Annotated in this window: 29 protein-coding genes and 1 CRISPR repeat array; of the genes, 19 read left to right on the top strand and 10 right to left on the bottom strand. The window is 73.3% G+C overall.

Annotated features, from left to right (window positions below; genetic code table 11):
- Positions 1-27: 27 nt before the first annotated feature.
- Complete coding sequence (locus tag K1J57_RS30125) at positions 28-417, bottom strand: RidA family protein (RefSeq protein ID WP_220562075.1); 390 nt, start codon at positions 415-417, stop codon at positions 28-30.
- Between the two features lie 67 nt (positions 418-484).
- Between K1J57_RS30125 and K1J57_RS30120 the strand changes: the two genes are divergently transcribed.
- The 7 genes from K1J57_RS30120 (at position 485) to K1J57_RS30095 (ending at position 6,421) form a co-directional block, all read left to right on the top strand.
- Positions 485-1,084, top strand: a complete 600-nt coding sequence (locus K1J57_RS30120; protein WP_220562074.1) for an ABATE domain-containing protein — start codon at positions 485-487, stop codon at positions 1,082-1,084.
- Between the two features lie 171 nt (positions 1,085-1,255).
- Positions 1,256-1,993 (top strand): hypothetical protein, encoded by a 738-nt coding sequence (locus K1J57_RS30115; protein WP_220562073.1) that lies wholly within the window; start codon positions 1,256-1,258, stop codon positions 1,991-1,993.
- Between the two features lie 157 nt (positions 1,994-2,150).
- Positions 2,151-2,279: a hypothetical protein gene (locus K1J57_RS33825; RefSeq protein ID WP_255646709.1), complete on the top strand. Its 129-nt coding sequence runs from the start codon at positions 2,151-2,153 to the stop codon at positions 2,277-2,279.
- Positions 2,280-2,429: 150 nt separating this feature from the next.
- Complete coding sequence (locus K1J57_RS30110; protein ID WP_220562072.1) at positions 2,430-2,612, top strand: hypothetical protein; 183 nt, start codon at positions 2,430-2,432, stop codon at positions 2,610-2,612.
- 249 nt (positions 2,613-2,861) lie between these two features.
- The gene (locus tag K1J57_RS30105; RefSeq protein WP_220562071.1) at positions 2,862-4,121 is read left to right on the top strand and encodes a carotenoid oxygenase family protein; all 1,260 of its coding nucleotides are present in this window, start codon (positions 2,862-2,864) and stop codon (positions 4,119-4,121) included.
- Positions 4,122-4,140: 19 nt separating this feature from the next.
- Entirely contained in the window at positions 4,141-5,022 is an 882-nt protein-coding gene (locus K1J57_RS30100) for a GntR family transcriptional regulator (protein ID WP_220562070.1), read from the top strand.
- A gap of 571 nt (positions 5,023-5,593) precedes the next feature.
- Positions 5,594-6,421 carry a SigB/SigF/SigG family RNA polymerase sigma factor gene (locus K1J57_RS30095; protein WP_220562069.1) on the top strand — a complete coding sequence of 276 codons (828 nt, stop codon included), beginning with the start codon at positions 5,594-5,596 and terminating at the stop codon, positions 6,419-6,421.
- A gap of 218 nt (positions 6,422-6,639) precedes the next feature.
- On the opposite strand, the gene K1J57_RS30090 is transcribed toward K1J57_RS30095, so the two are convergent.
- Complete coding sequence (locus tag K1J57_RS30090) at positions 6,640-8,859, bottom strand: molybdopterin-dependent oxidoreductase (RefSeq protein WP_220562068.1); 2,220 nt, start codon at positions 8,857-8,859, stop codon at positions 6,640-6,642.
- Positions 8,860-9,060: 201 nt separating this feature from the next.
- Here K1J57_RS30090 and K1J57_RS30085 point away from each other — a divergent pair, with 201 nt between their 5' ends.
- The 6 genes from K1J57_RS30085 (at position 9,061) to K1J57_RS30060 (ending at position 13,595) form a co-directional block, all read left to right on the top strand.
- Entirely contained in the window at positions 9,061-9,270 is a 210-nt protein-coding gene (locus K1J57_RS30085; RefSeq protein WP_220562067.1) for a hypothetical protein, read from the top strand.
- Positions 9,271-9,586: 316 nt separating this feature from the next.
- Positions 9,587-10,813: a triacylglycerol lipase gene (locus tag K1J57_RS30080; protein ID WP_220562066.1), complete on the top strand. Its 1,227-nt coding sequence runs from the start codon at positions 9,587-9,589 to the stop codon at positions 10,811-10,813.
- Positions 10,814-11,154: 341 nt separating this feature from the next.
- A complete protein-coding gene (locus K1J57_RS30075) occupies positions 11,155-11,655 on the top strand; it encodes a hypothetical protein (protein WP_255646708.1) in 501 nt (166 codons plus the stop codon).
- Positions 11,652-12,881, top strand: a complete 1,230-nt coding sequence (locus tag K1J57_RS30070) for an NRAMP family divalent metal transporter (RefSeq protein WP_220562065.1) — start codon at positions 11,652-11,654, stop codon at positions 12,879-12,881. Before K1J57_RS30075 ends, K1J57_RS30070 begins: the two co-directional genes overlap by 4 nt.
- Position 12,882: 1 nt before the next feature.
- Positions 12,883-13,269 (top strand): hypothetical protein, encoded by a 387-nt coding sequence (locus K1J57_RS30065; RefSeq protein WP_220562064.1) that lies wholly within the window; start codon positions 12,883-12,885, stop codon positions 13,267-13,269.
- Positions 13,266-13,595 carry a PRC-barrel domain-containing protein gene (locus tag K1J57_RS30060; RefSeq protein WP_220562063.1) on the top strand — a complete coding sequence of 110 codons (330 nt, stop codon included), beginning with the start codon at positions 13,266-13,268 and terminating at the stop codon, positions 13,593-13,595. The genes K1J57_RS30065 and K1J57_RS30060 overlap by 4 nt, the downstream gene beginning before the upstream one ends.
- Positions 13,596-13,892: 297 nt before the next feature.
- Here K1J57_RS30060 and K1J57_RS30055 read toward each other — a convergent pair whose 3' ends face one another.
- Positions 13,893-14,348 carry a DUF6098 family protein gene (locus tag K1J57_RS30055; RefSeq protein ID WP_220562062.1) on the bottom strand — a complete coding sequence of 152 codons (456 nt, stop codon included), beginning with the start codon at positions 14,346-14,348 and terminating at the stop codon, positions 13,893-13,895.
- A 188-nt stretch (positions 14,349-14,536) separates the two neighbouring features.
- Between K1J57_RS30055 and K1J57_RS30050 the strand changes: the two genes are divergently transcribed.
- Both K1J57_RS30050 and K1J57_RS30045 read left to right on the top strand, forming a co-directional pair.
- Positions 14,537-15,205 (top strand): HNH endonuclease family protein, encoded by a 669-nt coding sequence (locus K1J57_RS30050; protein WP_220565879.1) that lies wholly within the window; start codon positions 14,537-14,539, stop codon positions 15,203-15,205.
- 632 nt (positions 15,206-15,837) lie between these two features.
- Positions 15,838-16,383: a lytic polysaccharide monooxygenase auxiliary activity family 9 protein gene (locus K1J57_RS30045; RefSeq protein WP_220562061.1), complete on the top strand. Its 546-nt coding sequence runs from the start codon at positions 15,838-15,840 to the stop codon at positions 16,381-16,383.
- A gap of 206 nt (positions 16,384-16,589) precedes the next feature.
- Here the strand turns inward: K1J57_RS30045 and K1J57_RS30040 are convergent, their stop codons facing one another.
- Positions 16,590-16,973 carry a VOC family protein gene (locus K1J57_RS30040; protein WP_220562060.1) on the bottom strand — a complete coding sequence of 128 codons (384 nt, stop codon included), beginning with the start codon at positions 16,971-16,973 and terminating at the stop codon, positions 16,590-16,592.
- Between the two features lie 160 nt (positions 16,974-17,133).
- On the bottom strand, positions 17,134-17,568 hold the full coding sequence (locus K1J57_RS30035) for a nuclear transport factor 2 family protein (RefSeq protein WP_220562059.1): 435 nt from the start codon (positions 17,566-17,568) through the stop codon (positions 17,134-17,136).
- Between the two features lie 94 nt (positions 17,569-17,662).
- Between K1J57_RS30035 and K1J57_RS30030 the strand changes: the two genes are divergently transcribed.
- Positions 17,663-18,148: a MarR family winged helix-turn-helix transcriptional regulator gene (locus tag K1J57_RS30030; protein ID WP_220562058.1), complete on the top strand. Its 486-nt coding sequence runs from the start codon at positions 17,663-17,665 to the stop codon at positions 18,146-18,148.
- 269 nt (positions 18,149-18,417) lie between these two features.
- On the opposite strand, the gene K1J57_RS30025 is transcribed toward K1J57_RS30030, so the two are convergent.
- Positions 18,418-19,323: an NADP-dependent oxidoreductase gene (locus K1J57_RS30025; RefSeq protein WP_220562057.1), complete on the bottom strand. Its 906-nt coding sequence runs from the start codon at positions 19,321-19,323 to the stop codon at positions 18,418-18,420.
- A 151-nt stretch (positions 19,324-19,474) separates the two neighbouring features.
- Between K1J57_RS30025 and K1J57_RS30020 the strand changes: the two genes are divergently transcribed.
- A complete protein-coding gene (locus K1J57_RS30020) occupies positions 19,475-19,840 on the top strand; it encodes a MerR family transcriptional regulator (protein WP_220562056.1) in 366 nt (121 codons plus the stop codon).
- 121 nt (positions 19,841-19,961) lie between these two features.
- Positions 19,962-20,415: direct repeats of the CRISPR family, unit length 29 nt; unit sequence GGGACCATCCCCGCGTGCGCGGGGAGCAG.
- 214 nt (positions 20,416-20,629) lie between these two features.
- On the opposite strand, the gene K1J57_RS30015 is transcribed toward K1J57_RS30020, so the two are convergent.
- Genes K1J57_RS30015 through K1J57_RS30000 form a run of 4 tightly spaced genes read right to left on the bottom strand, consistent with a single transcriptional unit; the run spans position 20,630 to position 21,728 of the window.
- Positions 20,630-20,773 carry a hypothetical protein gene (locus K1J57_RS30015; protein ID WP_220562055.1) on the bottom strand — a complete coding sequence of 48 codons (144 nt, stop codon included), beginning with the start codon at positions 20,771-20,773 and terminating at the stop codon, positions 20,630-20,632.
- A 3-nt stretch (positions 20,774-20,776) separates the two neighbouring features.
- Positions 20,777-21,007: a hypothetical protein gene (locus K1J57_RS30010; protein ID WP_220562054.1), complete on the bottom strand. Its 231-nt coding sequence runs from the start codon at positions 21,005-21,007 to the stop codon at positions 20,777-20,779.
- Positions 21,004-21,222 carry a hypothetical protein gene (locus K1J57_RS30005; protein WP_220562053.1) on the bottom strand — a complete coding sequence of 73 codons (219 nt, stop codon included), beginning with the start codon at positions 21,220-21,222 and terminating at the stop codon, positions 21,004-21,006. Before K1J57_RS30005 ends, K1J57_RS30010 begins: the two co-directional genes overlap by 4 nt.
- The gene (locus tag K1J57_RS30000; RefSeq protein ID WP_220565937.1) at positions 21,222-21,728 is read right to left on the bottom strand and encodes a hypothetical protein; all 507 of its coding nucleotides are present in this window, start codon (positions 21,726-21,728) and stop codon (positions 21,222-21,224) included. The genes K1J57_RS30005 and K1J57_RS30000 overlap by 1 nt, the downstream gene beginning before the upstream one ends.
- A gap of 176 nt (positions 21,729-21,904) precedes the next feature.
- Here K1J57_RS30000 and K1J57_RS29995 point away from each other — a divergent pair, with 176 nt between their 5' ends.
- Positions 21,905-22,759 carry a helix-turn-helix transcriptional regulator gene (locus K1J57_RS29995; RefSeq protein ID WP_220562052.1) on the top strand — a complete coding sequence of 285 codons (855 nt, stop codon included), beginning with the start codon at positions 21,905-21,907 and terminating at the stop codon, positions 22,757-22,759.
- 10 nt (positions 22,760-22,769) lie between these two features.
- Positions 22,770-22,958 (top strand): DUF397 domain-containing protein, encoded by a 189-nt coding sequence (locus K1J57_RS29990; RefSeq protein WP_370634548.1) that lies wholly within the window; start codon positions 22,770-22,772, stop codon positions 22,956-22,958.
- Positions 22,959-23,007: the final 49 nt, after the last annotated feature.

The raw sequence follows: 23,007 nt of genomic DNA, 5'->3' as shown, positions 1-23,007 counted from the left end.
GGCGCGGTCAAGGGCGGGGCGCCGGCGTCACACGACGGCGACGGCGTCGATCTCGACGAGGCACCCGGGGTTCAGGCCGGCCACCACGTGGACCGTGATGGCCGGCGGCGGGTCGGCCCGGTTCCACACCTGCTGGAACGCGGCCACCCCTTCGTCGAAGGAGTGGCCCTCCACCACGGCGATGGTCCAGTGCACGATGTTCCCCAGGCCCGCCCCTTCGCTCTCGAGGATGGCGGCGAGGTTGCGGAACACCTGGTGGGCCTGCTCCCCGACGGTGGGGCCGACGACCTTGCCGTCGGCGTCGACGCCGTTCTGTCCGCCGATGTAGATGGTCTTCGCGGGCTGCTCGACGACCACGGCCTGGCTGAACGCGGGGCTGCGGTGGAGGCCCTCGGGGTTGATGTGACGTACGGGCATGTGTCGCCCCTTTCAGTCGGGACACCGCTATAACCGGTGTCCAAGTGACACCAGTTATACTGGTTTCATGCGAGCGAGCACAACCGGACGCGTCCTGCACGACCCCAAGGGCGGGTCGTTCCGCTTCGATGCCGGCGCCCTGTGCCTGGACTTCGCCCACACGGGCGGCGAGGGCCGCTACGCGGTTTTCGAGACCCTGCACGACCCTTCCGACCTGGCCGAATGGCTGGCCCATCCGGCGCTGGGCGTGGTGGTGACGCAGCCCGTCACGGACGAGGAGCTGGCCGCCGCCAAGGCCCTGCGCCAGGCGATCTGGATTGCTGCGCACGACCGGGCGGCGGACTGCGCGCCCGACGCCGCCGCGGTGGCCGCGATCAACGCGGCGGCCGCGCAGGCGCCGCTGACCCCCGAACTCGCCGCCGACGGCACCACCGTGGGATGGGCCCGGCCGGTGCGGGCGGGCCAGGCGCTGTCGAGCATGGCCCGGGAGATGATCGACCTGCTGTCCGGGCCGCTCGCCCACCGCATCCGCGAGTGCGCGGGCGACAACTGCCCGCTGGTGTTCGTGGACTCCTCCCGCCCCGGCGCGCGGCGCTGGTGCGCGATGGAGCGCTGCGGGAACCGCCACAAGCTCCGCGCCCGCCGCGCCCGGCAGGCGGAGGTGTGAAGGCCGGGGCACCGCCGGTACCGCGGGGCGTGGGTCTCCTCCCGTGCCGTGGCCCGTGGCCCTGGAGGCGCCCGGCGCCCGCCCTGCCGTCCTGATCCGGCCACCGCCGTCGGCCGTCGGCAGGGCGGGGCCGGGTAGGAACCGATCACCGCCACGCCGGGGAGGTCCGCCATGTCCACGTCGCCGATGCTGCTGGTCGCGGCCGGATGCGCCCTCGCGTGCGCCTGGGCGCTGTGGGACGTGGTCGGCTTCCACAAGAAGATGACCGGTTCCCACGAGGAGGAGCGCCTCGAGAAACGCAACGATGTGCTCCCCCAGGTGGCGGCGGCCGCCGCCGGCGGCACCGTGTGCTCGGGCCTGCTCGTGCTCGTGCTCGCGCGGCCGGAGAGCACCGGCGCGAAGGTCCTCCTGGTGCTACTGGTCGCGGAGGCGCTCGTCTGCGCGGGATGCATCTGGGTGACCGACGGCCTGGACCGGGCCCGCCACCGAGACCGCATCCGTGAACTCCTGACGGTCGCGCTGGGGGCCGCCATCGGGTCCGTGTTCCTGGCCTCGGTGGGGGTCGTCTCCCAGCCCGGCGCCCGGGAGGCACTCGGCGACGTGGTCGACACGGTCGGCGCGGTCTTCGAGGGCCTGCTGACCCTGGTGGCCATCGTCGTGACGTTCATCGTGGTCCTCGGGTTCATGATCCTCCTGAGCTGGGACGAACCGAACACTCCCCGGCGCCCTCCGGGGATGAGCAGGCAGGTGTGGAACCGGCAGCAGCGGATGCTGCGGCGGTACCGCGAGCGGTACCGGGGCCGCGGTGACTCCGGCTCGGGCTACAGCGGCGGCTCCGGAGATGCGTCCGGCTACGACGGCTACGGCGGCGTGAGCGGTGACGGCGGAGACGGAGGGGGCGGTGATTGAACGTGCGCCGCGGGGGAGAGGGCTCGGCGGGAAGGCGGCGAGGTGAACCGGGAAGGGGCGATGGCCTGTCCCGGCCAGGCGGGCCTGACCGCCGTCGGCGCGGGGTAGGCCGCTCCCGAGCGGGCGGACCGGACGCCCGCCGGGAAGGAGGTCTCTCATGCGCAGAGCCAGGGGTGGCGGACCGAGTGTCGGCGGCCGGGTGCCGTGGGACCCGATCGACCCGGTCCCCGAGCCCGAGTCGGAGCCGGAGGCGGACAGGCCCGGCACCGAGCGCAAGCCGGGCTGACCCGGTCCCGCGCCTTTCGCGTGTTCCAGGCGTGCCAACTCCGGGTCTGCCCTCCGGGGCGGCGTGCCCGTGACCGTCGCTCATCCGGCGCTCGGGTGAGCCGGAATCCCGGCCCCGGCCGATGTCCTGGGAGAGCAGTAGGCTCCCGGGATGAACGATGACGAGTGGAACCGCATCATCCTTTCGGCGAAGCAGGACGAGTCCGGCCCCTGGTCGTGCCCCGAGTGCGACGAGTACACCGTCCATGTGGGCCAGCGGTTCGACCAGGGGCGCGTGGTGGAGTACACGCTGATGTGCTTCGCCTGCCAGGCAGAGGTCGTCTCACCCGCCTGAACCCGGCTGTGCCGGTCGCCGCCGGACAGGTCCGTGTTCGGCGGCGCGGACACCCCACGGCCCCACCGCGACCACGGCCCCACCCCGACCACTGCGGTGCCGACTCCGGGACGGGCGGACGGGCGGGCCGGGGAGGGGCGACGACCCGTCCCGGCCGGGACGGGCCCGCGAACGCCCTGCACTAGTGCACAGCGGACCATTTCCCTTTTCCCCAGGGGAAAGCAGAGGCCTCGTGCGTACGTTGTCCCCATGAGATACCTCGAAGGGCCCTTCGCCCCCGTCACCGAAGAGATCACCGCCCACGACCTCCCCGTCACCGGCCGGATCCCGGACGGCCTCGACGGCCGCTACCTGCGCAACGGCCCCAACCCCCTGGGCGTGGAGGACCCCGCCGTGCACCTCTGGGGCATGGGACAGGGGATGGTCCACGGGGTGCGCCTGCGGGAGGGCCGCGCCGAGTGGTACCGCAACCGGTTCGTGCGCGCCCCGGGCTTCGCCCCCATGGTCCACGTGCTCGGGCACGCGGGCCGCGTCTTCGCCATGGCCGAGGGCGGGCTCCCGCCCGCCGAACTGGACGGGGAGCTGAACACCCTGGGCCCCTGCACCCTGGGCGGGACCCCGGAGGGGTTCACCGCGGGCGCCCACTCCAAGCACGACCCGCTCACCGGCGAACTGCACTCGCTGTCCTACATGCCAGGGCGCGACTTCGTCCAGCACATCGTGACCTCCCCCTCCGGAGAGGTCGTGCGGGCGGTGTCGGTGCCCATGGAGCGGACGCCGTTCCTGCACGACTTCGCGCTCACCGAGCGGCACGTCGTGCTCTGGGACACGCCTCTGGGCTTCGACGGGTTCGACTGCCGGTGGGACCCCGAGCGGCCCACCCGGGTGGGCGTCATGCCCCGGACCGGCGGCGCGGTGCGCTGGCTGGAGGTCGATCCCGTCCACGTCAGCCACACCCTCAACGCCTACGACGACGGCGACGCGGTCGTCGTCGACCTGGTCACGGCCCAGGGGCCCTTCGATCCGGCCGACCCCGGCGGCATCCGTCCCGTCCTGGACCGCTGGACGATCGCACCGGGGGGTGTCGGCCGGGCGCGGATCGACGACCGGCCCCAGGACTTCCCGCGTGTGAACGAGGCGCGGGCCACGCTGGTGCACCGGTACGGGTACACGGCCGCCACGGACCTGTACGGGATCCCGTTCACGGGCGAGGGCACGCCGCCCGATGCGGCGTTCACCAACGCCCTGGTCAAGCACGACCTGGAGCGGGGCACGAGCGAGGTGCACCGGTTCGGCAGGGAGGAGTCGGTGGGGGAGGCGGTGTTCGCCGCCACCGGGCCGGGCGAGGACGAGGGGTTCCTGCTGGTGTACGTGCACGACCCCGGGCGCGGCGCCGCCGACCTGGTGATCCTCGCCGCCCAGGACTTCACCGGTCCGCCGGTGGCCCGTGTGCACCTGCCCGCGCGGGTGCCGCTGGGGCTGCACGGCAGCTGGCTGCCCGACCGCTGAGGCGTGGCAGCATGGCAGCGTGAACGATTCCCGGCCGGCCTACCTCAGGATCGCCGCCGACATCGAGGGGCGCATCACCCGGGGGGAACTGGCGCCGGGCGACCCCGTGCCGACCACCCGGGCGATCACCCGCGACTGGGGGGTGGCCATGGCGACGGCCACCAAGGCGCTGACCACACTGCGGCAGTCGGGGGTGATCGTGTCGGTGCCCCGTGTCGGCTCGGTGGTCGCCCCCCGCAGGGCGGTGCCGCGTTCGGGCGAGGGACCGGAGCGCGAGCGGATCGTGCGCGCGGCGATGCGGATCGCCGACGCCGAGGGCCTGTCGGCCCTGTCGATGCGTGCGGTGGCGGCCCGGCTGGGGGTCGCCACCATGACCCTGTACCGGCACCTGGACGCCAAGGCGGAGCTCACGCAGCTGATCGCCGATGCCGCGTTCGCCGAGATCGACTACCCGAAGCCGCCGCCGGGGTGGCGTTCCCACCTGCGGGTGGCGGCCCGGTTGCAGTGGGACGCCTACCTGCGCCACCCCTGGCTGCCGCGGCTGGTGTCGATCACCCGCCCGGCCCTGCTGCCGGGACTGCTGGAGTACGGGCGCTGGACGCTGGCCGCGCTCGACGGCCTGGACCTGGACCCGGTGGTGCGGCTGCACGTGTACGCCACGGTGGTCAACTACGTGCGGGGCACGGCGATGAGCATCGAGAGCGAGGCCCTGGCGGAGATGGACACCGGCATGACGAGCCGCCAGTGGACGGCGGCGCGGGTCGCGGCCGAGGGGATGCCGGTGCCCGGGGTCACGGATCCGCGGGTGGAGCTGGACCTGGAGTCGTTGTTCGCCTTCGGGCTGGAGCGGTTGCTGGACGGTCTGACCCATGTGGTGACGCCGCGCGGGCCCCGCCCCTGACCGGGCCCACCGCTTCCCCGAACACCACCGGGCCCCGCCCGCCCCGTCCTTCCGGGGCGGACGGGGCCCTTTCCGGTTCCAGGAGCGGGGCGGCCGATTTCGAACACGCCGCCCGCGGTCCGGGACCCGGCGCGGCCGTGTGCTTACCGTGGGCGGGCCTCGACCGGTCCGGGCGCCGTCGAACGGATGCGCGCCCGGTCCGGGCGGGACGGCCGTGCGGCCCGCGCGTGTTCGGGGGATGACCCGCACGGTGAGCGCCCCGGCCCCGGATCCAAGGGGCGGTTCCGGGCCCGGGGCGCCGACCGCGACACGTGACGGGCCCGAGGTGCTCAGGGGAGAAAACCGTCTCTATGGCGCTTTGGGGGGATTTTTCCGGGCAGGGTCAGGCTCACCGGATCCCCCCTTGGGCCTCATGTGTCACACGGGTGGTGGGTGCGGCCGGGGAGATACCGGCCGGCCCTGTCCACCCGCAGGGACGAGTTCCACGCAGGACACAGCACCGGGGGTTTTCTTGGTCCCGCCCGCAGCACACGCCACCCCGTCTCCGACTCCGACCGCGACTCCGACCGCGATGGCACCGGTCCAGGTGCCCCGGCCCCGACGCCCCGTCGACTCCCACGGCTTCGAGGAGGGCTCGGCCGAGGACATCCTGGCCCGGCTGCACTCCCTGGCACCCGACGCGCCCCAGGCCCGGGAGCTGTGGGAGCGGCTCCTGGAGGAGTTCGTTCCCCTGGTGTCCCGGATCGCGCGCGACTACCGGGGCAGGGGCGAGCCCCTGGAAGACGTCACCCAGGCCGCCATGGTGGGGCTGGTCAAGGCCGTGCACGGGTTCGATCCCGGTCGCGGCACGCCCTTCCTGGCCTACCTGCGGCCCACCGTGACCGGCGAGATCAAGCGGCACTTCCGCGACCACACCTGGGCCGTGCGGGTCGCCCGCTGCCACCAGGAGAACCGGATCAGGCTGCGCCGGGTGTCGGAGGGCTTCGAGCAGGAGCACGGGCGCCGTCCCACCACGGCCGAACTGGCCGGGCTGCTGGGGTTGTCCGATGAGGAGGTGCGGCGGCTGCTGCAGGCGTCCGAGGCCTACCAGTGCCTGTCCCTGGACCGGACCGAGCCCGACGATGAGGGCGAGGAGGCCGGGACCCGTCTGGAGGACCGCCTGGGCGATGAGGAGACGGGTTACGAGCTGGTCCTGGAACGCGAGTCCCTCAAGCCGGTGCTGGCCGGCCTGGACGACCGGGGCCGCGCCCTGTTGCGCCTGCGCTTCTTCGACGACCTCACCCAGGCCCAGATCGCCGAGCACCTGGGCTGTTCCCAGATGCACGTCTCCCGCCTCCTGCGCGAGGTCCTGGACCTGGTGCGCGACCGGCTCGGGGAGTCCGACCGGCCACCCGGCTGACGGCCCGGTGCCGCACCGCCGCCACCGGGCGGCCGATCCCCGCCGGCCCCTTTGCCCGGCCCCGGGACCGCGGTCCTGCCGGGCCGCTGCCCGCCCGGGCGGAGCGGACCGGTGGACGGCCCTCCGACGGTCCGCGACCGACGAGGAGCGGCCCCGGCGCCGCCGCGGGCACGCCGCCCCGTACCGGACCGGTCGCCCCGCCCCGCCTGCCGTGTCGGTCAGCCGAGGGGGAGCACCGCGACGGGGACGCCGTTGAGGACCGCGTTGCCCGAGAGCGGATCCACCACCGAGGGATCGGTGACGGCGTTGACGTTGACCCCCGGGTTCTGTGCGGCGACCGCCATGCGGGTGCCGGGCAGGCCGTGCCCCCAGCCGTGCGGCAGGCTCACCACGCCGGGGGAGACGGTGTCGGTGAGCTCCACGGGGGCGTTCACCTCCCCGTAGGCGCTGCGCACGGTGGCCTCGGCGCCCTCGGCCAGGCCCAGGCGGGCGGCGTCCTGCGGGTGGACGTGCAGGGTGCAGGTATTGCTGCCGCCGGTGAGCCGGGGGACGTTGTGCGACCAGCTGTTGTTCGAGCGCAGGTGGCGGCGGCCGACGAGCACCAGGGAGTCGCGGCGCGCGGCCAGGCCCTCGCGGAGGCGTGCCACGTCCTCGGCCACGGGTGCGGGGCAGGCCTCGATGCGGCCGGAGGCGGTGGACAGGATCTCGGGGACGCGGGGGTCCAGCGGCCCCAGGTCCACACCGTGCGGCGCGTCCAGCAGGCTCTGGAAGGTGAGGCCGCCGGGGCGGGCGCCGAAGGCGTCGCCGTGGGAACCCAGGCGCAGGAGCAGGTCGATCCGGCGTTCTGACCAGGTGCCCGGGTACAGGGCGGCGGTCAGTTCGGCGGGGTCGCGTCCGTACACGGACGAGTCGGGGTCGGCGACGGCGCGGGACAGGAGCCGGGCGGCCTCGGCCTCGTCCACCGCGTCGGGGTCGGCGTCAGGCCCCTGGCCGGCGGCGATCTGCACGAGTCGGCGCAGGATGAGCGACTCGTCTGCCTCCCCCTCGCCCAGGGGCAGGGGTGCGGGGGAGTAGCGGACGGTGTTGCGCACCGCCAGTTCGGCGAAGGCGAGGTCGAAGTGGGGGGTGCGGCTCGGCGGCGCGGGCGGGAGGATGACGTGCGCGTGCCGCGTGGTCTCGTTGAGGTAGGGATCCACGCTCACCATGAACTCCAGGCCCGCCAGCTCCCGGTCCAGGCGGTCGCCGCCGGGGGTGGACAGCACCGGGTTCCCGGCCACGGTGACCAGGGCCCGCACCTGCCCGGTGCCGGGGGTGGCGATCTCGTCGGCGAGGGTCACGGCGGGCAGTTCGCCCTTGGCCTCGGGCAGGCCGCGCACGCGGCTGCGCCAGCGCCCGAGCCGGAAGGGGCGGCTGCGGCCGGCTCCGGCCGGGCGGTGGGCTGGGCGTGGGAAGAGGGCACCGCCGGGGCGGTCGAGGTTGCCGGTGATCAGGTTGAGCACGTCCACGAGCCAGCTGGTGAGGGTGCCGAACTCGGCGGTGGTGGTGCCCACGCGGGCGTAGACGGCGGCGGTGGGCGCGGCCGCCAGGTCGCGGGCCATGGCGCGGATGCGGTCGGCGTCCACGCCGCAGACGGACGCGACGGCCTCGGGGGTGAACTCCTCGGACAGGGCGCGGACCTCCGCCAGGCCCTCGACGTGCCCGGCCAGGGCCCCCGGGTCCGCGAGCCCCTCGGCGAAGAGGGTCTGCGCCATGGCGAAGAGCAGGTAGGCGTCGGTCCCGGGCCGGACTGGGACGTGTTCGTCGGCCAGGTCGGCGGTGCGCGTGCGCCGGGGGTCGACCACGACCAGGCGGCCGCCGCGGGCGCGCAGCGCCTTGAGCCGGCCGGGGAAGTCGGGCGCGGTGCACAGGCTGCCGTTGGACTCCACCGGATTGGCGCCGAGCATGAGCAGGTGGTCGGTGCGGTCCAGGTCCGGGACGGGGATGGCCAGCGGGTCGCCGAACATCAGCCCGCAGGAGACGTGCTTGGGCATCTGGTCGACGGTGCTGGCGCTGTAGACGTTGGTACTGCCCAGGGTGCGCGCGAGCAGGCCCGAGTACAGCTGTCCGGCCAGGGTGTGAACGTTGGGGTTGCCCAGGTAGACGGCGGTCGCGTCGCGGCCGTGGCGGCGCAGGACCCCGGAGAGCCCCGCGTCGACGGCGGCGAACGCCTCGGGCCAGTCGACCTCGCGCCAGTGCCCGCCCTCGCGCACCATGGGGCGGCGCAGGCGGTCGGGGTCGTTGTCGAGGGCGGGCAGGGTCGCGCCCTTGGGGCAGACGAACCCCGCGCTGAACACGTCCCGGCGGTCGCCGCGGGCGGCCGTCACCCGACCGGTGTCGATGGTGAGGGTGAGGCCGCAGGTGGCTTCGCACAGCGGGCAGATCCGAAGTGCCGTTTCCATGGGGGGCTCCAGTGACATACCGGACAGTCGGTTTGGTGTGACACTACCTCCGCCCGTACCGGGGCGTACAGATCGGGGTGCTCCTCGGTCCCGGTCCCGGTCCCGGAGCCGGAGCCGGAGGCGGACCAGGACGGGGAGAAGCCGGGTACCGAACGCGGGCCCGCCGACTGAGCCCGCCCCGGGCACGGCCACAATGGCCGCATGACAAAGCGTGCGGGGGATACCCGTGTTCCGGCGACCGGTGTCGAGGCGGCGGCGAACGGCCTTTTGGGCCTGTGCGCCGTGATGTTCGTGCTGCACGTCGTCGCCCCGACGCACTGGACCACGCTGGCGGTACCGGTGCTCGCCCTGCTGGCGGTGGGCCTGCGCATCGAGGCCGCCATCCGCGGCCGGGGCCCGGCGGACGGCTGAGGCCGCACCGAGGCCACGGCGGCCGCCACGCCGCTGCCGGTACCGAGGGCGCGGCACGTGCGCCCCGAAGGATGCGCCGCCACCGGCCGGGCCGACCTCCACCCCGGACTCGGTCAGGCCGCAAGGGGGATCTACGGTCGGCCGGATCTCTCGCGGATGCGGATGCTGTAGCCGCCCATACCGTCGCCAAGCGCGCGCCTCGCCCCATTGTTCGGACGTCGACGGTCTGTCCTCCCGCGAATCCGTTAACGGAGAGTGACGATGGCCGGGACGCGGCGGGCAGTCGGCGCCCGCCGGGAACAAAGGAAGGACGCTCGTGAGCACCACCGAAGAGCAGGCCGCCGAGGCCTTGCAGGCCGCTCCTCCGATCATCCTGGCGCCCGGTCCGCGCACCACCGACCGCATCCCGCCCCCGCCCACCGACGTCTGGGACCTGCCCTACGGCACCGCCTGGGTCTACCAGGGCGAGGGCAACAGCGGGCTCACCCGCCCGGTCCTGATCGCGGACGGCTTCAGCTCCGGCCCCAGCGACCTCGCCCTCACCTGGGAGCTCCTGGAGTACGGACCGTTCCCGCTGCTGAGCGAGCTCCGCCGCCGGGGCCGCGACGTGGTCCTGGTCGGCTACCACGAGCGCAGCGCCCCGATCCTCCAGAACGCCGAGACGGTGATCGCGGCCGTCACCGAGGCGAACGACCGGCGGGTGGGCGACCACCCGCTGGCCGTCGGCGGCTTCAGCATGGGCGGTCTGGTCACGCGGTACGCCCTCGCCAAGATGGAGACGACGGGCACCGACCATCAGGCGCGGCTCTACTACTCCTGGGACAGTCCGCACACCGGCGCCTGGATCCCGGTCCCCCTGCAGGCGTTCGCGCACTACATCAAGAAGCTCGACGGCCGCTTCTCGGACCAGATCAACAGCCCGGCCTCCCAGGAACTGCTGACCAGGCATACCGCGAGCTGGAAGGACAAGCCCACCGCCAGTGAGAAGCGCCGGGCGTTCCTGCGCGCGCTGGAGGAGGTCGGCAACTGGCCCCAGGAGCCCAGGCTGATCGCCCTGGCGAACGGCCCGGCCACCGGTGCCGGCAACGGGGTGGACCCCGATGCCGAGGCCGTGGTCGGCAAGGGGCCGGCCGTCACCGGGACCGAGCTGCGCACCCAGGCCGAGGGTGACGACCGGTTGGCCGCCAAGCTCCGGGTGGTCACCCTGCCCACCCGCCAGATCCGCACCAGCGGACTGCCCGACGCCGACGGCGCGCCCGGCGGCACCCTGCCCGGCTTCGGGATCCTCGCCGACGCGCTGAACGCGCTCCCGGCCTTGCTGGGCTTCAAGGTCGACGCCCCGGTCCGCGAGCACTGCTTCGTCCCGGCCGTCAGCGCCGTCGCCGCGCGCGAGCCGGCCACCCACGAGGACCTGTACACCCCGCTCAGCGAGGAGGAACTGGAGAAGACGCCCTTCGACGCCGTCAAACTCGCCACGCGGAACGAGATGCACGCCCTGGTCAGCGAGGAGCTCGCCACCTGGTTCCTGAACCAGCTGCCCTGAGACCGGGCTCGGGACCGGGGGCGTGTCGGGGAGGAGTGACGGCCTGCCCGCCGCGCACCCGGGCGGACCGCACCCGGGCGGACCCGCGGACGCGAGCCCGCCGGCCGATCCCGGTCCCCGAGCTCCAGCGTGTCCCACCGGTCGGGTGCACCACCGGGCCCCGCCCTCCGGTACCCCCGGAGGGCGGGGCCCTCTCGTGTCCGGCGACCGGAGGGGGCCGGACGGCGCCCGGTCCGCCCGGGGCCCGCCCTCCCGCGGCGCCCGGGCGGCCCGACCGCGACTTCCCCGAACTCCCGGTTGCGATAAGCGATAAAATCGTTACCCAGAGCTATGGTCGAAGGGTGCTGGAAACCCTGGCGCCCCGTGTGCGCACCTCAGGCGGGTGGCCCCCGACGCCGGCGGCCCGCGGACTCCTCGCCGCGCTGGCCCTCCTCGTGCTCGCGCTCACCGGCTGCGTGGCCCCCACCCCCACCACCGACTCCCACCGGGCCTCCGCCGGGCAGACCGTCACCGACCTCCTCTCCGCCGTCAACTCCGGAGTCCTGGTCGCCGCGGCCCACCGGGACGGGAAGGCCTTCTCCCCCTACCTGGAGACGGTCGCCTGGGACGCCGAGTCCGCGGCCCGCTCGATCGCCGACACCTACGGGATCATCCAGCCCCCCTCGGCCGAGTCCGACCTCCTGCGCGCCCGTCTGGTCCCCCTGTGCGACGACGCGGTCAACGCCCTCGCCGACCTGCGCATCGCCCTGCGCAGGGACGACTCCGCGGGGGTCGCCGAGGCCGCGCGCCTGCTCACGGAGACGGCCGACGCCCTGGAGCGCCTCGAGGGGGAGCTCTCATGAGGTGGCTGACGGCCTTCACCCTGGGCCTGCTCACCGCCGTCGGCGGCTTCCTCGACATCGGCGACCTCGTCGCCAACGCGGTCGTGGGCTCCCGCTTCGGCATGACCCTGGCCTGGGTGATGCTCGTCGGGCTGGTCGGCCTGATGCTGTTCACCGAGATGTCGGCCCGCGTCACCTCCACCACGGGCCGGGGCACCTTCGACCTGGTTCGCGAACGCCTGGGCTCCCGGGTCGGCCTCGCCAACCTGCTGGCCTCCTACCTCATCACCCTCCTCACCTTCGCCGCCCAGCTCGGCGGCATCGCCCTGGCCCTGGAACTGGCCAGCGGCATCCACTACCTGCTGTGGGTGCCGGTGGCCGCCGCCCTCGTCTGGATCGTGCTCTGGCGCGTGCCGTTCGACCGGATGGAGAAGATCTACGGCTTCATGGGCCTGGCCCTGGTGGTGTTCGGCGTCGCGCTGTGGCGGCTGGGGCCGGACTGGGGGGTGCTGCTGGAGGACGCGCTCGCGTTCGCCCCGCCCGCGGACGAGGGCACGGCGGTCTGGTGGTACTACGCCATCGCCCTGTTCGGGTCCGCGATGACCCCCTACAGCGTCCTCTTCTTCTCCTCCAGCGGCGTGGAGGAGAAGTGGACCCCCAAGGACCTGGCCACGGCGCGCGTCAACATCTTCTTCGGCCTCCCCCTCGGGGGGCTGCTCGCCCTGGCGATCATGGGCTGCGCCGCGGTCGCGCTCCTGCCCGCCGGGATCCAGGTGTCGGACCTGGGTCAGGTGGCCCTCCCGGTCGTCTCCTCGCTGGGCAAGATCGGGGTGGTCATCGCGATCCTCGGGTTCTTCGCCGCCACCTTCGGCGCCTCGCTGGAGTCGGGCCTGGCCGCCGGGTACGCGGTGGCCCAGTACTTCGGGTGGCAGTGGGGCAAGGAGCTCCCGCCCCGCAGGGCCGCCTACTTCCAGCTCGTGATCCTGGGCGGCCTGCTGGCGGGGACGCTCTTCGTCCTCACGGGCGTCGACCCGATCACCGTCACCGAGTACAGCCTGGTGCTGTCGGCCGCCGCCCTGCCGCTCACCTACCTGCCGATCTTCGTCGTCGCCAACGACCGCTCCTATCTCGGGGACCGCGTCAACTCGCGCTTCACCAACGTCCTCGGGTCGGTCTACCTGGTGCTCCTGTCCGCGGTCTCCCTGGCCGCCATCCCCCTGATGGTCTACACGAAAGCGGGTCAATGAGATGTCCGACAGAGGAGACGGTTCCGTCTTCCGGATCGGGTTCACCGTCCTGGACCGCCAGATCGTCGACGCCGACGGCGACAACGTGGGCAAGGTCGACGACGTGGAGTTCGAGTGGCGTGAGGGGGAGCCGCCCACGATGACGGCCCTGGTCAGCGACACCGCGGCCCTCGGCCCGAGGATCGCCGGGCGCCTGGGCCGGTCCTGGGAGGTGCTCCTGGGGAGGCTGCGGCCGTCCGACGAGGAGCCCACGCTCATCCGTTCGGAGGACGTGGAGCGGTTCGCCCCCTCCACGGTCCTGTCCATCCCGGCGCCGTCGGGCATGCGCCCCATGGAGACCTGGGTGGCGGAGCACATCATCTGCCGTATACCCGGGGGCCGGCGGTGAGGCGGCTGCGCGCGGGCGAGCTGCTCGGGGTGCGGGTGGTGGACCGGTACGGGCGCGAGGCCGGCTCGGTCCAGGACATCGTCGTGCGCCACGAGGAGGGGGTCTACACGGTCCTGGGGCTGGTCCTGGGCCGCTCCGCGCTCGCCGGGCGCTTCGGGTACGGGGACTCGCTGGAGCCGCCCACGCCGTGGAAGCACCTGTTGGGCTGGCTGCGGCGCCACGAACGCTACGTGAAGTGGGAGGACGTCATCGCGGTGCGGGAGGACCGGATCGAGATCGGGGTCGACCACGGGTCGCTGCCCCGCCGCTGGCACGAGGCGCACTGACACACGGGGCGCACTGACACACGGGGCGCACTGAAGCGCGGGGCGCACTGAGTCGTGAGGCGCGCTGAAGCACAGGGCGCGGGAACGCGGGGCGCGGGCACGCCGGACGCGCTGAGGCGGGACCGCGAGGTGGGCGCGCGCCGGAGCGGAGGCACGCCGAGGCGGGCGCGCATCGAAGGAGAGGCGCGTCGGAGTACGGGTCGCGCCGGAGGAGGGCGGCGCGGGGGAGGGGCGGTAGGCGGGCCGGGGAGCCGTGCCCGCGGGTCCGGCGGGGCGCATGTGCCGCGCCCCGCCGGCTCATTCGTCGTTGGGCCCCCGGCCCGCCGAGAACCGCAGCCGGTACCTCTCCAGCGCCTCCTCCATGACCGTTGCCGCGAGGCGGGCGACCGGTTCGACCCGGTCCAGGAGCGGCTCGTGGTCCGGGCCGCGGGCGACCACCCGCCCGCGCAGGGCCCACCCGTGCCGGCCGGAGTCCTCCTCGGCCAGCGACGCGTACTTGCGCACCTGGCGGGCGAGCCAGTCCTCCAGCGGGCGGGTCCACCACGGCTCCGGCGTCAGCGGGGTCGCCGACAGCCCGGGCAGGTCCAGCCCGCTCTCGTAGTCCCTGCTGGTGATGCAGGCGTCCCGCTCGGGGCCCTCGGAGTACCGCAGGTACAGCGGGCGCGGGTCGCGGACGAGGTCCGCCAGGCCGCTCAGGTCGGTGACCACCGTCGGCTCGCCTCCGGCGGCGAAGAGTCGGGAACCGTCCGCCATGGGTGCCGACTACCCGCCCGGCCCCGGGCCATGCCAGGAACGCCCCTTTCCGGGGTGGGAGAGGGCCCCGGTCATTCCGGGAGGATACGGCCGCCCCTCGCGCGTCGCCCGCCCCCGCCCGCCTCCTTACCGGAGAATCACCCTGCCGTCACAGAAAGTGATCGACATCGAAAGGCGCTTCCGTGTCCCTGCTCGCACGCTTCTCCGCCCTCGCCCCGGCCGTTCTGGCGGCGGTCGTGGCACTCCCGGCCCACGCTCCCGCCCATGCCCACGAGACCGCCGTGTCCGTCCCCCTGCCCCTGGCCGCCGCGGTGGCCGCCCTGCCCGTCGCCGACGAGGCCCGGGAGGGCTACGACCGCTCGCTCTTCCCCCACTGGGTGGACGCCGACCGCAACGGGTGCAACACCCGCTCCGAGGTCCTGCTGGAGGAGGCCGTGGTGGCCCCCGAGGTCGGGGACCGGTGCCGGATCTCCGGCGGGGAGTGGTCCTCCTACTACGACGGGGAGACCGTCACCGAGGCACGGGCGCTGGACATCGACCACATGGTGCCGCTCGCCGAGGCCTGGGACTCCGGAGCCTCGCAGTGGACGACCGCCCGGCGCCGTGACTACGCCAACGACCTGGGCGAGCCGGTGGCCCTGGTCGCCGTCACCGCCCGCCAGAACCGCAGCAAGGCCGACCAGGATCCGGCCGAGTGGATGCCCGCCTCCGCGGAGGCGCACTGCCGGTACGTCACCGAGTGGACCACCGTGAAGACGCGGTGGGGCCTGTCGGTCGACACCGCCGAGCGGGAGGCCCTGCTCGGCTTCGCGCAGTCCTGCCCGGACGCGGTCGTGGAGACCGAGCCCGCGGCCTGACGAGTCCGCGGCCTGACGGAGGGCGCCCGCCGCCGGGCCCCGGCACCGCGTCCGACGCGGTGCCGGGGCCCGCGTGCGTTCCCCGCGGGGCTCCCGTGCGCGGCCCCGGCCGGAGTTCCGTCCGGGCTCCCGTGCGCGGCCTCCGGCCCCGGCCGCCGCTCCGGTGGCGGAAACCGCTCCGGGGAAGCAAAATGTGGCCTTCCGGTGAGGTCTACCGGGGCCGACCGGCCCGGGCCGGATTGGTCCACTGCCCGCGGGTGCGAACCACCCGCGCAATGGGACGGAATCCTTCCTGTTCCGGTTCGCCGGTGCCCGGCGGCCCCGCCCGTACCGCCGTGCGCAGGGCGCCCACTGGTCCTGTGGGCGGTCCGGTCCCGCCGCCCACCAGCGGATCCGACGCTTCGTCACGGGCTGCTTACCGGCCCCCGCGGGCGGGAAACCCCTGAGACAGAGGGATCCCGGGTACCCGCCCCCCACGGCTCGGAGCCCGTGGCCCCTCCGACACCTCCGCAGTTCCGAGCGCTCGCCTTCGCCCCGGGCCGGTACCGGCCCGGGACTCCCCCCAATGGATTCCCGCTACCTCCCGGCCTCCGCGGTGCCGGGACGCGATCCACGACCGAAGGACCCGCACCATGCCGACCCTCACGTCCGACACCTCTCGTAAGAAGCACCGTTTCCGCGCGGCGGCGGCAGTGGCCGCCGCGACCACCCTCTTCCTCGGCCTCATGCCCACGGGCACGGCCAGCGCCCACGGCTACATCTCCAACCCGATGAGCCGCCAGGCCCAGTGCGCCGCGGGCATCGTCCAGTGCGGCGGCATCCAGTGGGAGCCGCAGAGCGTCGAGGGCCCCAAGGGGCTCATGCGGTGCGACGGCGGCGTCGGCCGCTTCTCCGAGCTGAACAACGACAACCACGGCTGGCGGGTCACCGACGTCAGCCGGGTCCAGACGTTCAACTGGACCATCACGGCGGCGCACTCCACGTCCACCTGGGAGTACTTCATCGGCAACCAGCGGGTGGCCGTGTTCAACGACAACGGCGCCCGTCCGCCGTGGTCGTTCAGCCACACCGTGGACCTGTCGGGGTACAGCGGACGGCAGAAGCTGCTGGCCCGGTGGAACGTCGCCGACACGGCCAACGCCTTCTACGCCTGCGTGGACATCAACATCCGCAGCTAGAGACCGGTCCCGCGCACGCGGGACCTCCGAGGGCCCGTCCGGCCCGGCGGCGGCGTCGCGAACGCCGTGGAACCCGCCGGGCCGGCGCGGCCCGCCTTCAGGGCCGAGTGCGCCGGGAGGGGCAGGGGGCCGCGGACGCGGGTCCGGGCCCGTGTTCGGTGCCTGTGCCTGCGCCGGTCCCGGCCCCGTGCCTCCGCCGGAGCCCGTCAGGGGTGCGCGGCGGCCCGGTCGGACTCACTGCGCAGAACGCAGAACTCGTTGCCCTCGGGGTCGGCGAGAACCACCCAGCCCGAACCGTCGGGGTTCCGGTGGTCGGCGACGAAGGCGGCGCCCAGGCTCAGGAGCCGTTCCACCTCCCGGTCGCGTGAGGTCTCGGGGCGCAGGCACAGGTGGATCCGGTTCTTGATCGTCTTGGGCTCGGGCACCTGGTTGAAGTGCAGGATCGGGCCCTCCGCCAGCATCACCTGCGTCTCCGGTTCTCCCGGCTCGTCCTCCGGATGCAGCGGGCGTCCGGTCACCCCGCTCCAGAACCGGGCCAGCTCATAGGCATCCGCACAGTCGATCGCCACATTCTGCACTACCGAGACCATGCGGCCCAGCTTCGCCGATCCGCGCTCCGGACGCCACCGGGTTTCCCCGTGCCGGTGTCGTCCGCGAGGCCCGGTCGTGCGGGAGCGGGGAGGGCGGGGGAGGGGAGGAGCAGAGCAGGGGCGGGTTCGCGGCCCCCGCGCCGAACGCGGTGCCCGTGTCCTAGAGGGCTCGGTCGAGGGCCGCGGTCAGCGCGACCGGGGTGATCTCCAGGCGGTCGAAGCGCCAGCCGTCGCCGGTGCGGCGCGCCCCGTAGCGGTGGACCGCGGCCGCGATGGCCTCGGACTCGTCGTCCATGACGAACACGGCGATGTCGTGGGCGCGGACGGCGGCGGTGTCGCCGTCGATCTCGATGACGAGGTTGGACTTGTTGTGCAGGGTGCGGGCGTAGTCGTCGTGGCGCGAGCGGACGAGTTCGACGAGCGCCCCGATGCCGCGGGCCCGTCCGCGGAGGGACGTGACGACGACGTCCTCGGTGAAGAGCCGGTCGCTCTCGTCGTAGCGGCCCTCGTCGATCCACAGGCTGTGGCGGGCGACCAGGTCGGCCAGTTCGGCGCGGTCGGTGAGTTCGCGGACGAGGGTGTCGGTGCCGGTCATGGGAGGTCCTCCGGTTTGTTAGTGGAACTAATGTTAGTGGCACTAATGAATTTAGATCGTTAGTGGCACTAACGCAAGCCGGTAGCCTGTCCGCATGGAGACCGGAGACGAGCTGCGCTTCGACCACGGCGACGAGACCCCGGCCCGACTCAGGGGCCAGCTCTCGCGCCTCCTCGGGATGACCGCCGTCCAGACGGGCCGCGTCGCGGGTGACGCGCTCGCCGCGGTGGGCGCCCACAAGAACCACTTCATGGTGCTGGCCGCACTCGCGGAGTTCGGCGACGCCAGCCAGGCGGACCTCTCCGGCCGCACCCGGATCTACACCAGCGACCTCGTCTCGGTTCTCAACGACCTCGTGAAGGGCGGGTGGGTCCGCCGTGCCCCCGACCCGGCGGACAAGCGGCGCAACGTCATCACCATCACCGGCGCGGGCGAGCGCCGCCTCGCCGAACTCGACCGCGTCCTTGAGGGCGTGAACGAGCACGTCATGGCGCCGCTCGACAGTGAGGAGCGTGCGCAGCTGTTCGCGCTGCTGGGCCGGATCAACGCCCACCTGGCCGACCCGCAGGGGAGTGCCTGACCGCCGGGGTTGGAGCGGACGGCTGGCGGTTCCGGGCCCCGGGCGGGGGCGCACCCGGGTGGGGTGGAACGCCGCAGTGGGCGCGGGTGTGGTGCGGGTGTTCACGCCGTGCGGAAGCGGGGTGTGCACGGCCCGGCTGCGGTCGGCCGCCCGGGCGGGGACGCACGGCCGGTCACCCGGGCGGGCCGGGCCCGGACTCGAACGGGAGACTTCGGAGCCCGGCCGGGGCAGGGAGCCCGGCCGGGCGAGCGGGTGCGTGACCCGGTGGGTCAGACGCGGACGACGATCTTTCCCCGCACGTGCCCGCGCTCGGAGTGGGTGTGCGCCTCCACGATCTCCTCGAGCGGGTAGGAACGCTCGATCCGCGGTGTGTAGAGCCCCTGACGGCCCAGGTCCGCGGCCTCCTCCAACAGTGCGGAATCGTTGCGGGCGTGCGCCAGGTGCGTGCCCAGGAGCGGGGCGTTGACGTGGTCGGCGACGCTCGACACGCGGGCGGGGTCGCCCGCGATCGCGACGAGGTCCGCCAGGGAACCGGAGGCCGCGGTGTCCAGCACGAAGTCGACGCCGTCCGGGGCGAGGGAGCGGACGCGCTCCGCGAGCCCCTCCCCGTAGGTGGTGGCCCTGGCTCCCAGGGAGGCGAGGAACCCGTGGTTGTGCTCGCCGGCCGTGCCGATGACCGTGGCACCCCGCGCGAGGGCGATCTCCACCGCGGCGCTGCCCACGCCTCCGGCGGCGCCCTCGATGAGGAGGGTGCGGCCCTTGAGGGGGCCGAACACCTCCAGGCCGGCCAGGGCGGTCACGGACGCCAGACCGGCGCCGGCGGCCTCCTCGTCGCTCCAGGCGGCGGGCGCGGGGGCCCAGGCGGAGAGCAGGGCCAGCTCCGCCGTCGCGCCGGTGAGGCCGCCCAGGCCGAAGACGCGGTCTCCGATGCCGACCCCGTCCACTTCGTCGCCGATCGCGTCCACCACGCCGACGGCGTCGCGTCCGGGGACGGCGGGCAGCTCCACGGGGAGCATGTCGCGCACCGCGCCGTTGCGCACCTTCCAGTCGACGGGGTTGACGCCGGCCGCCGAGACCCGGATGCGGATCTCGGAGGGGCCGGGGTGCGGGTCGGGCGCCTCCTCGATGATCAGGGTGTCCGTACCGCCGTACTCGTGGTAACGGGCTGCGCGCATGGTGTCCTGCCTTATCGGATCGGTGGGCTCGCCGGGGGCGGTGGACCCCGACGCCGCTACGCTAAAACCTGACGTCAACGTCAGGTGCAAATCGGGCGGACGGCCCGGAGGGCGGGGGCGGGCATGGGGCGGGATGGAGGGCGGGGGAGCGGTGCGTATCGGTGAGGTGGCGGCCGAGGCCGGGGTGAGCGTTCGGGCCCTGCGGTACTACGAGGAGCAGGGGCTGCTGCGGTCCGAGCGCAATGCCGGAGGGCAGCGCCTGTACACCGAGTCCGCGGTGGAACGGGTCCGGCTGATCCGGCAGCTCTTCGCCGCCGGCCTGCCGAGCAGGTCCGTGCGCGAGGTGCTGCCGTGCGTGGACGAGGGGACGGCACCCCCGGGGCTGGTGGACCATCTGGAGGTCGAGCGCGATCGGATCAGTGAGCGGATCGCTGACCTGCTTGCGGCGCGCGACCGGCTCGACGTGGTGATCGCGAACACGCGGAACCCTCCTCCGGAATGCGAGCACATGTGGTGAGGGTGAGGGAGTGGTCGCGTCCGGGGCCGTGCGGGCGGGCCACCGGACGCAGCGGCGCCCCCGCCGCCCCGAGGAGATGGGTCGGGAGTGAGAGGGGAGCGGACCGTGTGGGTCAGCTCGGTCGACCATCCCCGCATGCGCGGGGAGCAGGCGGTCCCGAAGATCATCGAACGCCGGTGGCTGGGACCATCCCCGCGTGCGCGGGGAGCAGCCCCCCGACTCTTCGGAGTCGGGGGGTGCTTTGGGACCATCCCCGCGTGCGCGGGGAGCAGCGTCTAGCACCCCCGCTCAGCGGTTGTCTTATGGGACCATCCCCGCGTGCGCGGGGAGCAGGCGTACCCCACCGCCCCCGCCACCGTGGCGGAGGGACCATCCCCGCGTGCGCGGGGAGCAGGCCGAAGTCGGACCGCCATTGAAGCTTGTCGGGACCATCCCCGCGTGCGCGGGGAGCAGTCCTGTCTGTGCAGGTGAAACGGGTTAGAGGAGGGACCATCCCCGCGTGCGCGGGGAGCAGTCGGCCAGCAGCTCCTCGCGGGAGGCCTTCGGGGGACCATCCCCGCGTGCGCGGGGAGCAGGCTCGTTGACCTGCGCGGATTACGGCGTCAACCAGTCGAATTTGCAAGTTCTCAAGAAACGGACATTCCACCCGGGAACGTGCTGCTCACTGTAGCGGCCAAGCACAGCGCCAGCAGCTGATTCACCCATCCGCTTGCAGGCCCGGGATCGGAGCAACGGGGCGGCTTCCCCTCGGGTGCGAGCAGATACGGTCCCTATTGCTCCGAGAGCGGCTCAGTCCCCCTCCGGGTCGGTACCACCGCGCTGGGTGCGCTGCCAGGCGAGGAACTCGCCCTGGCGGCGGACCGCTTCCTTCTCCTCGTCGGTGAGGTCGTCCGGGATCGGGTCCCGGGCCGGATCGTAGGCGGGATCGTCCATGTCCTACTCCCTCGCTTCGGTGGTGTGGCGGCGGGCCAGCAGCTCCCGCATCCCGGCGTGGTCGGGGGCGGCCAGGCGCTCGTGCGGGTCCGGGCCGGTCCAGCCCGGCGGCCGGTAGGCGACGACCTCGGTGCCGCCGCCGGGGGCGGGTTCGAGGGTGAGGACCCAGCGGCCGTGGATGAGGTCGTCCAGGACCCGCACCCGCGGATCCGGGTCGGCGGGGTGGGTGGTCACAGGTCCTCCAGGGGGCTGCGCCAGATGAGCGGGTGCGGGTGGGGGTCGCGTCCGGCGGTGATCGCCACGCGGGTGGTGTGGCCGCTGGTGGCGGCGTAGACGGCGCGGCCCTCCAGGGTGGGGCCGAGGTAGCGCAGCGGCACCCGGTGGGTGTGGGCCCAGAAGCCGAGGGTCTGGATCGAGGGGAATTCGCGGATGTCGCACACGTGCCGCATCAGGCCGCCCTCCCCAGGTTGCGCTTGAGGATGCGGGCGGCGGCCAGGGCGTCCTTCCACAATCCGTCCCGGTCGGCGGTCAGCCGGGTGGTGGACCGGATGGTGGCCGTGCGGACCCGCAGCCGCGCGGCGGCCCTGCTCTTGGCGGTGGTGGACTCCGGCCGGGTGCGGGCTTTGGAACGCAGGGCCCGGATGCGGGGGCGGGACGCCACCGCTGCGGCGAATCCCGGGTCGGAGTCCGGGCTGGTGCGGGGCGCCGGGACCCGCGGACGGAGGGGTGTCGTGTCCTCGGCGGGGAGGAAGGGCGGCAACGCCGGCGGGGTCGGGTTCTGCCGGGCGAGCCACCGGCGGACCGCGAGGGTGAGCGGGGCGAGGTCGCGGGCCGGGTGGGTGACGTAGGCGCGGGCCCGGGCGGCCCGGCGGGGCCGCCGCCGGCGCAGGGCCTCGCCCGCTGGCCAGCGGGCGGCCACGGGTTCGGAGCAGTTCAGGTAGCGGTATCGCGCCATACGCGCACACCTCCGGTCAGGGGTGCCGGGTGGGTGGCCCGGCAGGGGTTGGATAGGGCTCCATTAAAAACGGTGAATCACCGTTTTTCAAGGCGGTACGGTGAAACGGTCATCGTGAAGATGGGAAGGTGAATCGGACATTGGCCCCAACGCGCTCACGCCCCTACCATCGACGCATGCCCGAATCCACAGGTGACTTCAGTCCGACCATCCGCCGCCGGAGGCTTTCCGAGGAGCTGAAGCAGCTTCGGGCGACGGCCGGGCTCACCTTGGAGCAGGCAGCCAAGAAGCTCGAATGGAGCAGGGCGAAAATCGCCAACATCGAGACCGGAAAGCGCCTGAGGCCCTACGTCACGGACATCGCTCTGCTGTTGGACGTCTACGGCGTTACCGACGAGGCTCGGAGAGAAGCGCTCTTCGAACTGACTCGGCAGTCCCGCATCAAGGGCTGGTGGACCCGATACAGCGACTTCGCCGGGGCCTACTTCGGGTTCGAAGCAGAGGCATCGTCCATCGCGACATACCAAGTGGGTGCCATTCCGGGGTTGCTTCAGACACCGGAGTACGCGGCCGCATCCACGCGGGCCGCGCTCACCCCGCCGGAGGATGTCGAGCGGATTGTCGACGCCCGCGTGCGCCGTCAGCGCATCCTTGATCGGGGGACGCCGCCGCGGTTGTGGGCGATCATCGACGAGGCGGCCCTCGCACGTCCGGCCACCGCCACCGATCCCGAGGTGATGCATGGCCAGCTTCGCCACTTGGTGACGATGACCAAACGTCCGAACATCACCGTCCAGGTACTCCCGTTCTCAACGGGACTGCACGCTGGAACCGGTGGCCCCTTCGTATTGCTGGACTTTCCCAACCCCCTAGACCGGCCCATCGTGTTCTTGGAAACCCGTCACGATGGGCTCTATCTGGAGGATGCGGAGCAGGTCGCGGACTACCGCGACGTTCTCGACCACCTCCAGGGCACGGCGCTGTCACCAGCTGAGTCCGTGCAACACCTGACCCGACTACTCACCGACTAGGACACTGCACGTGCACCTGACCGACGATCTGAAATTCCGCAAGAGCAGCTACAGCACGACCGCCCAGGAGTGCGTCGAGGTCGCCGACCTTCCCGAAGGCGCCGCGATGCGCGACACCCAGAACCGGGAGGACGGACACCTCGCTTTTCCGGCTTCAGAGTGGGCAATCCTGCTCGGTGTTGCTCGCCGGGAGCTGTAGGAGTGAACACGGAAGCCCCCAGGGCGAGGCTGAGGGCTTCCGTGCTCCC

The sequence above is a fragment of the Nocardiopsis sp. MT53 genome, assembly GCF_019598965.1.
GTDB lineage: Bacteria > Actinomycetota > Actinomycetes > Streptosporangiales > Streptosporangiaceae > Nocardiopsis > Nocardiopsis changdeensis.
This window is presented reverse-complemented; position numbering and strand designations above follow the sequence as displayed.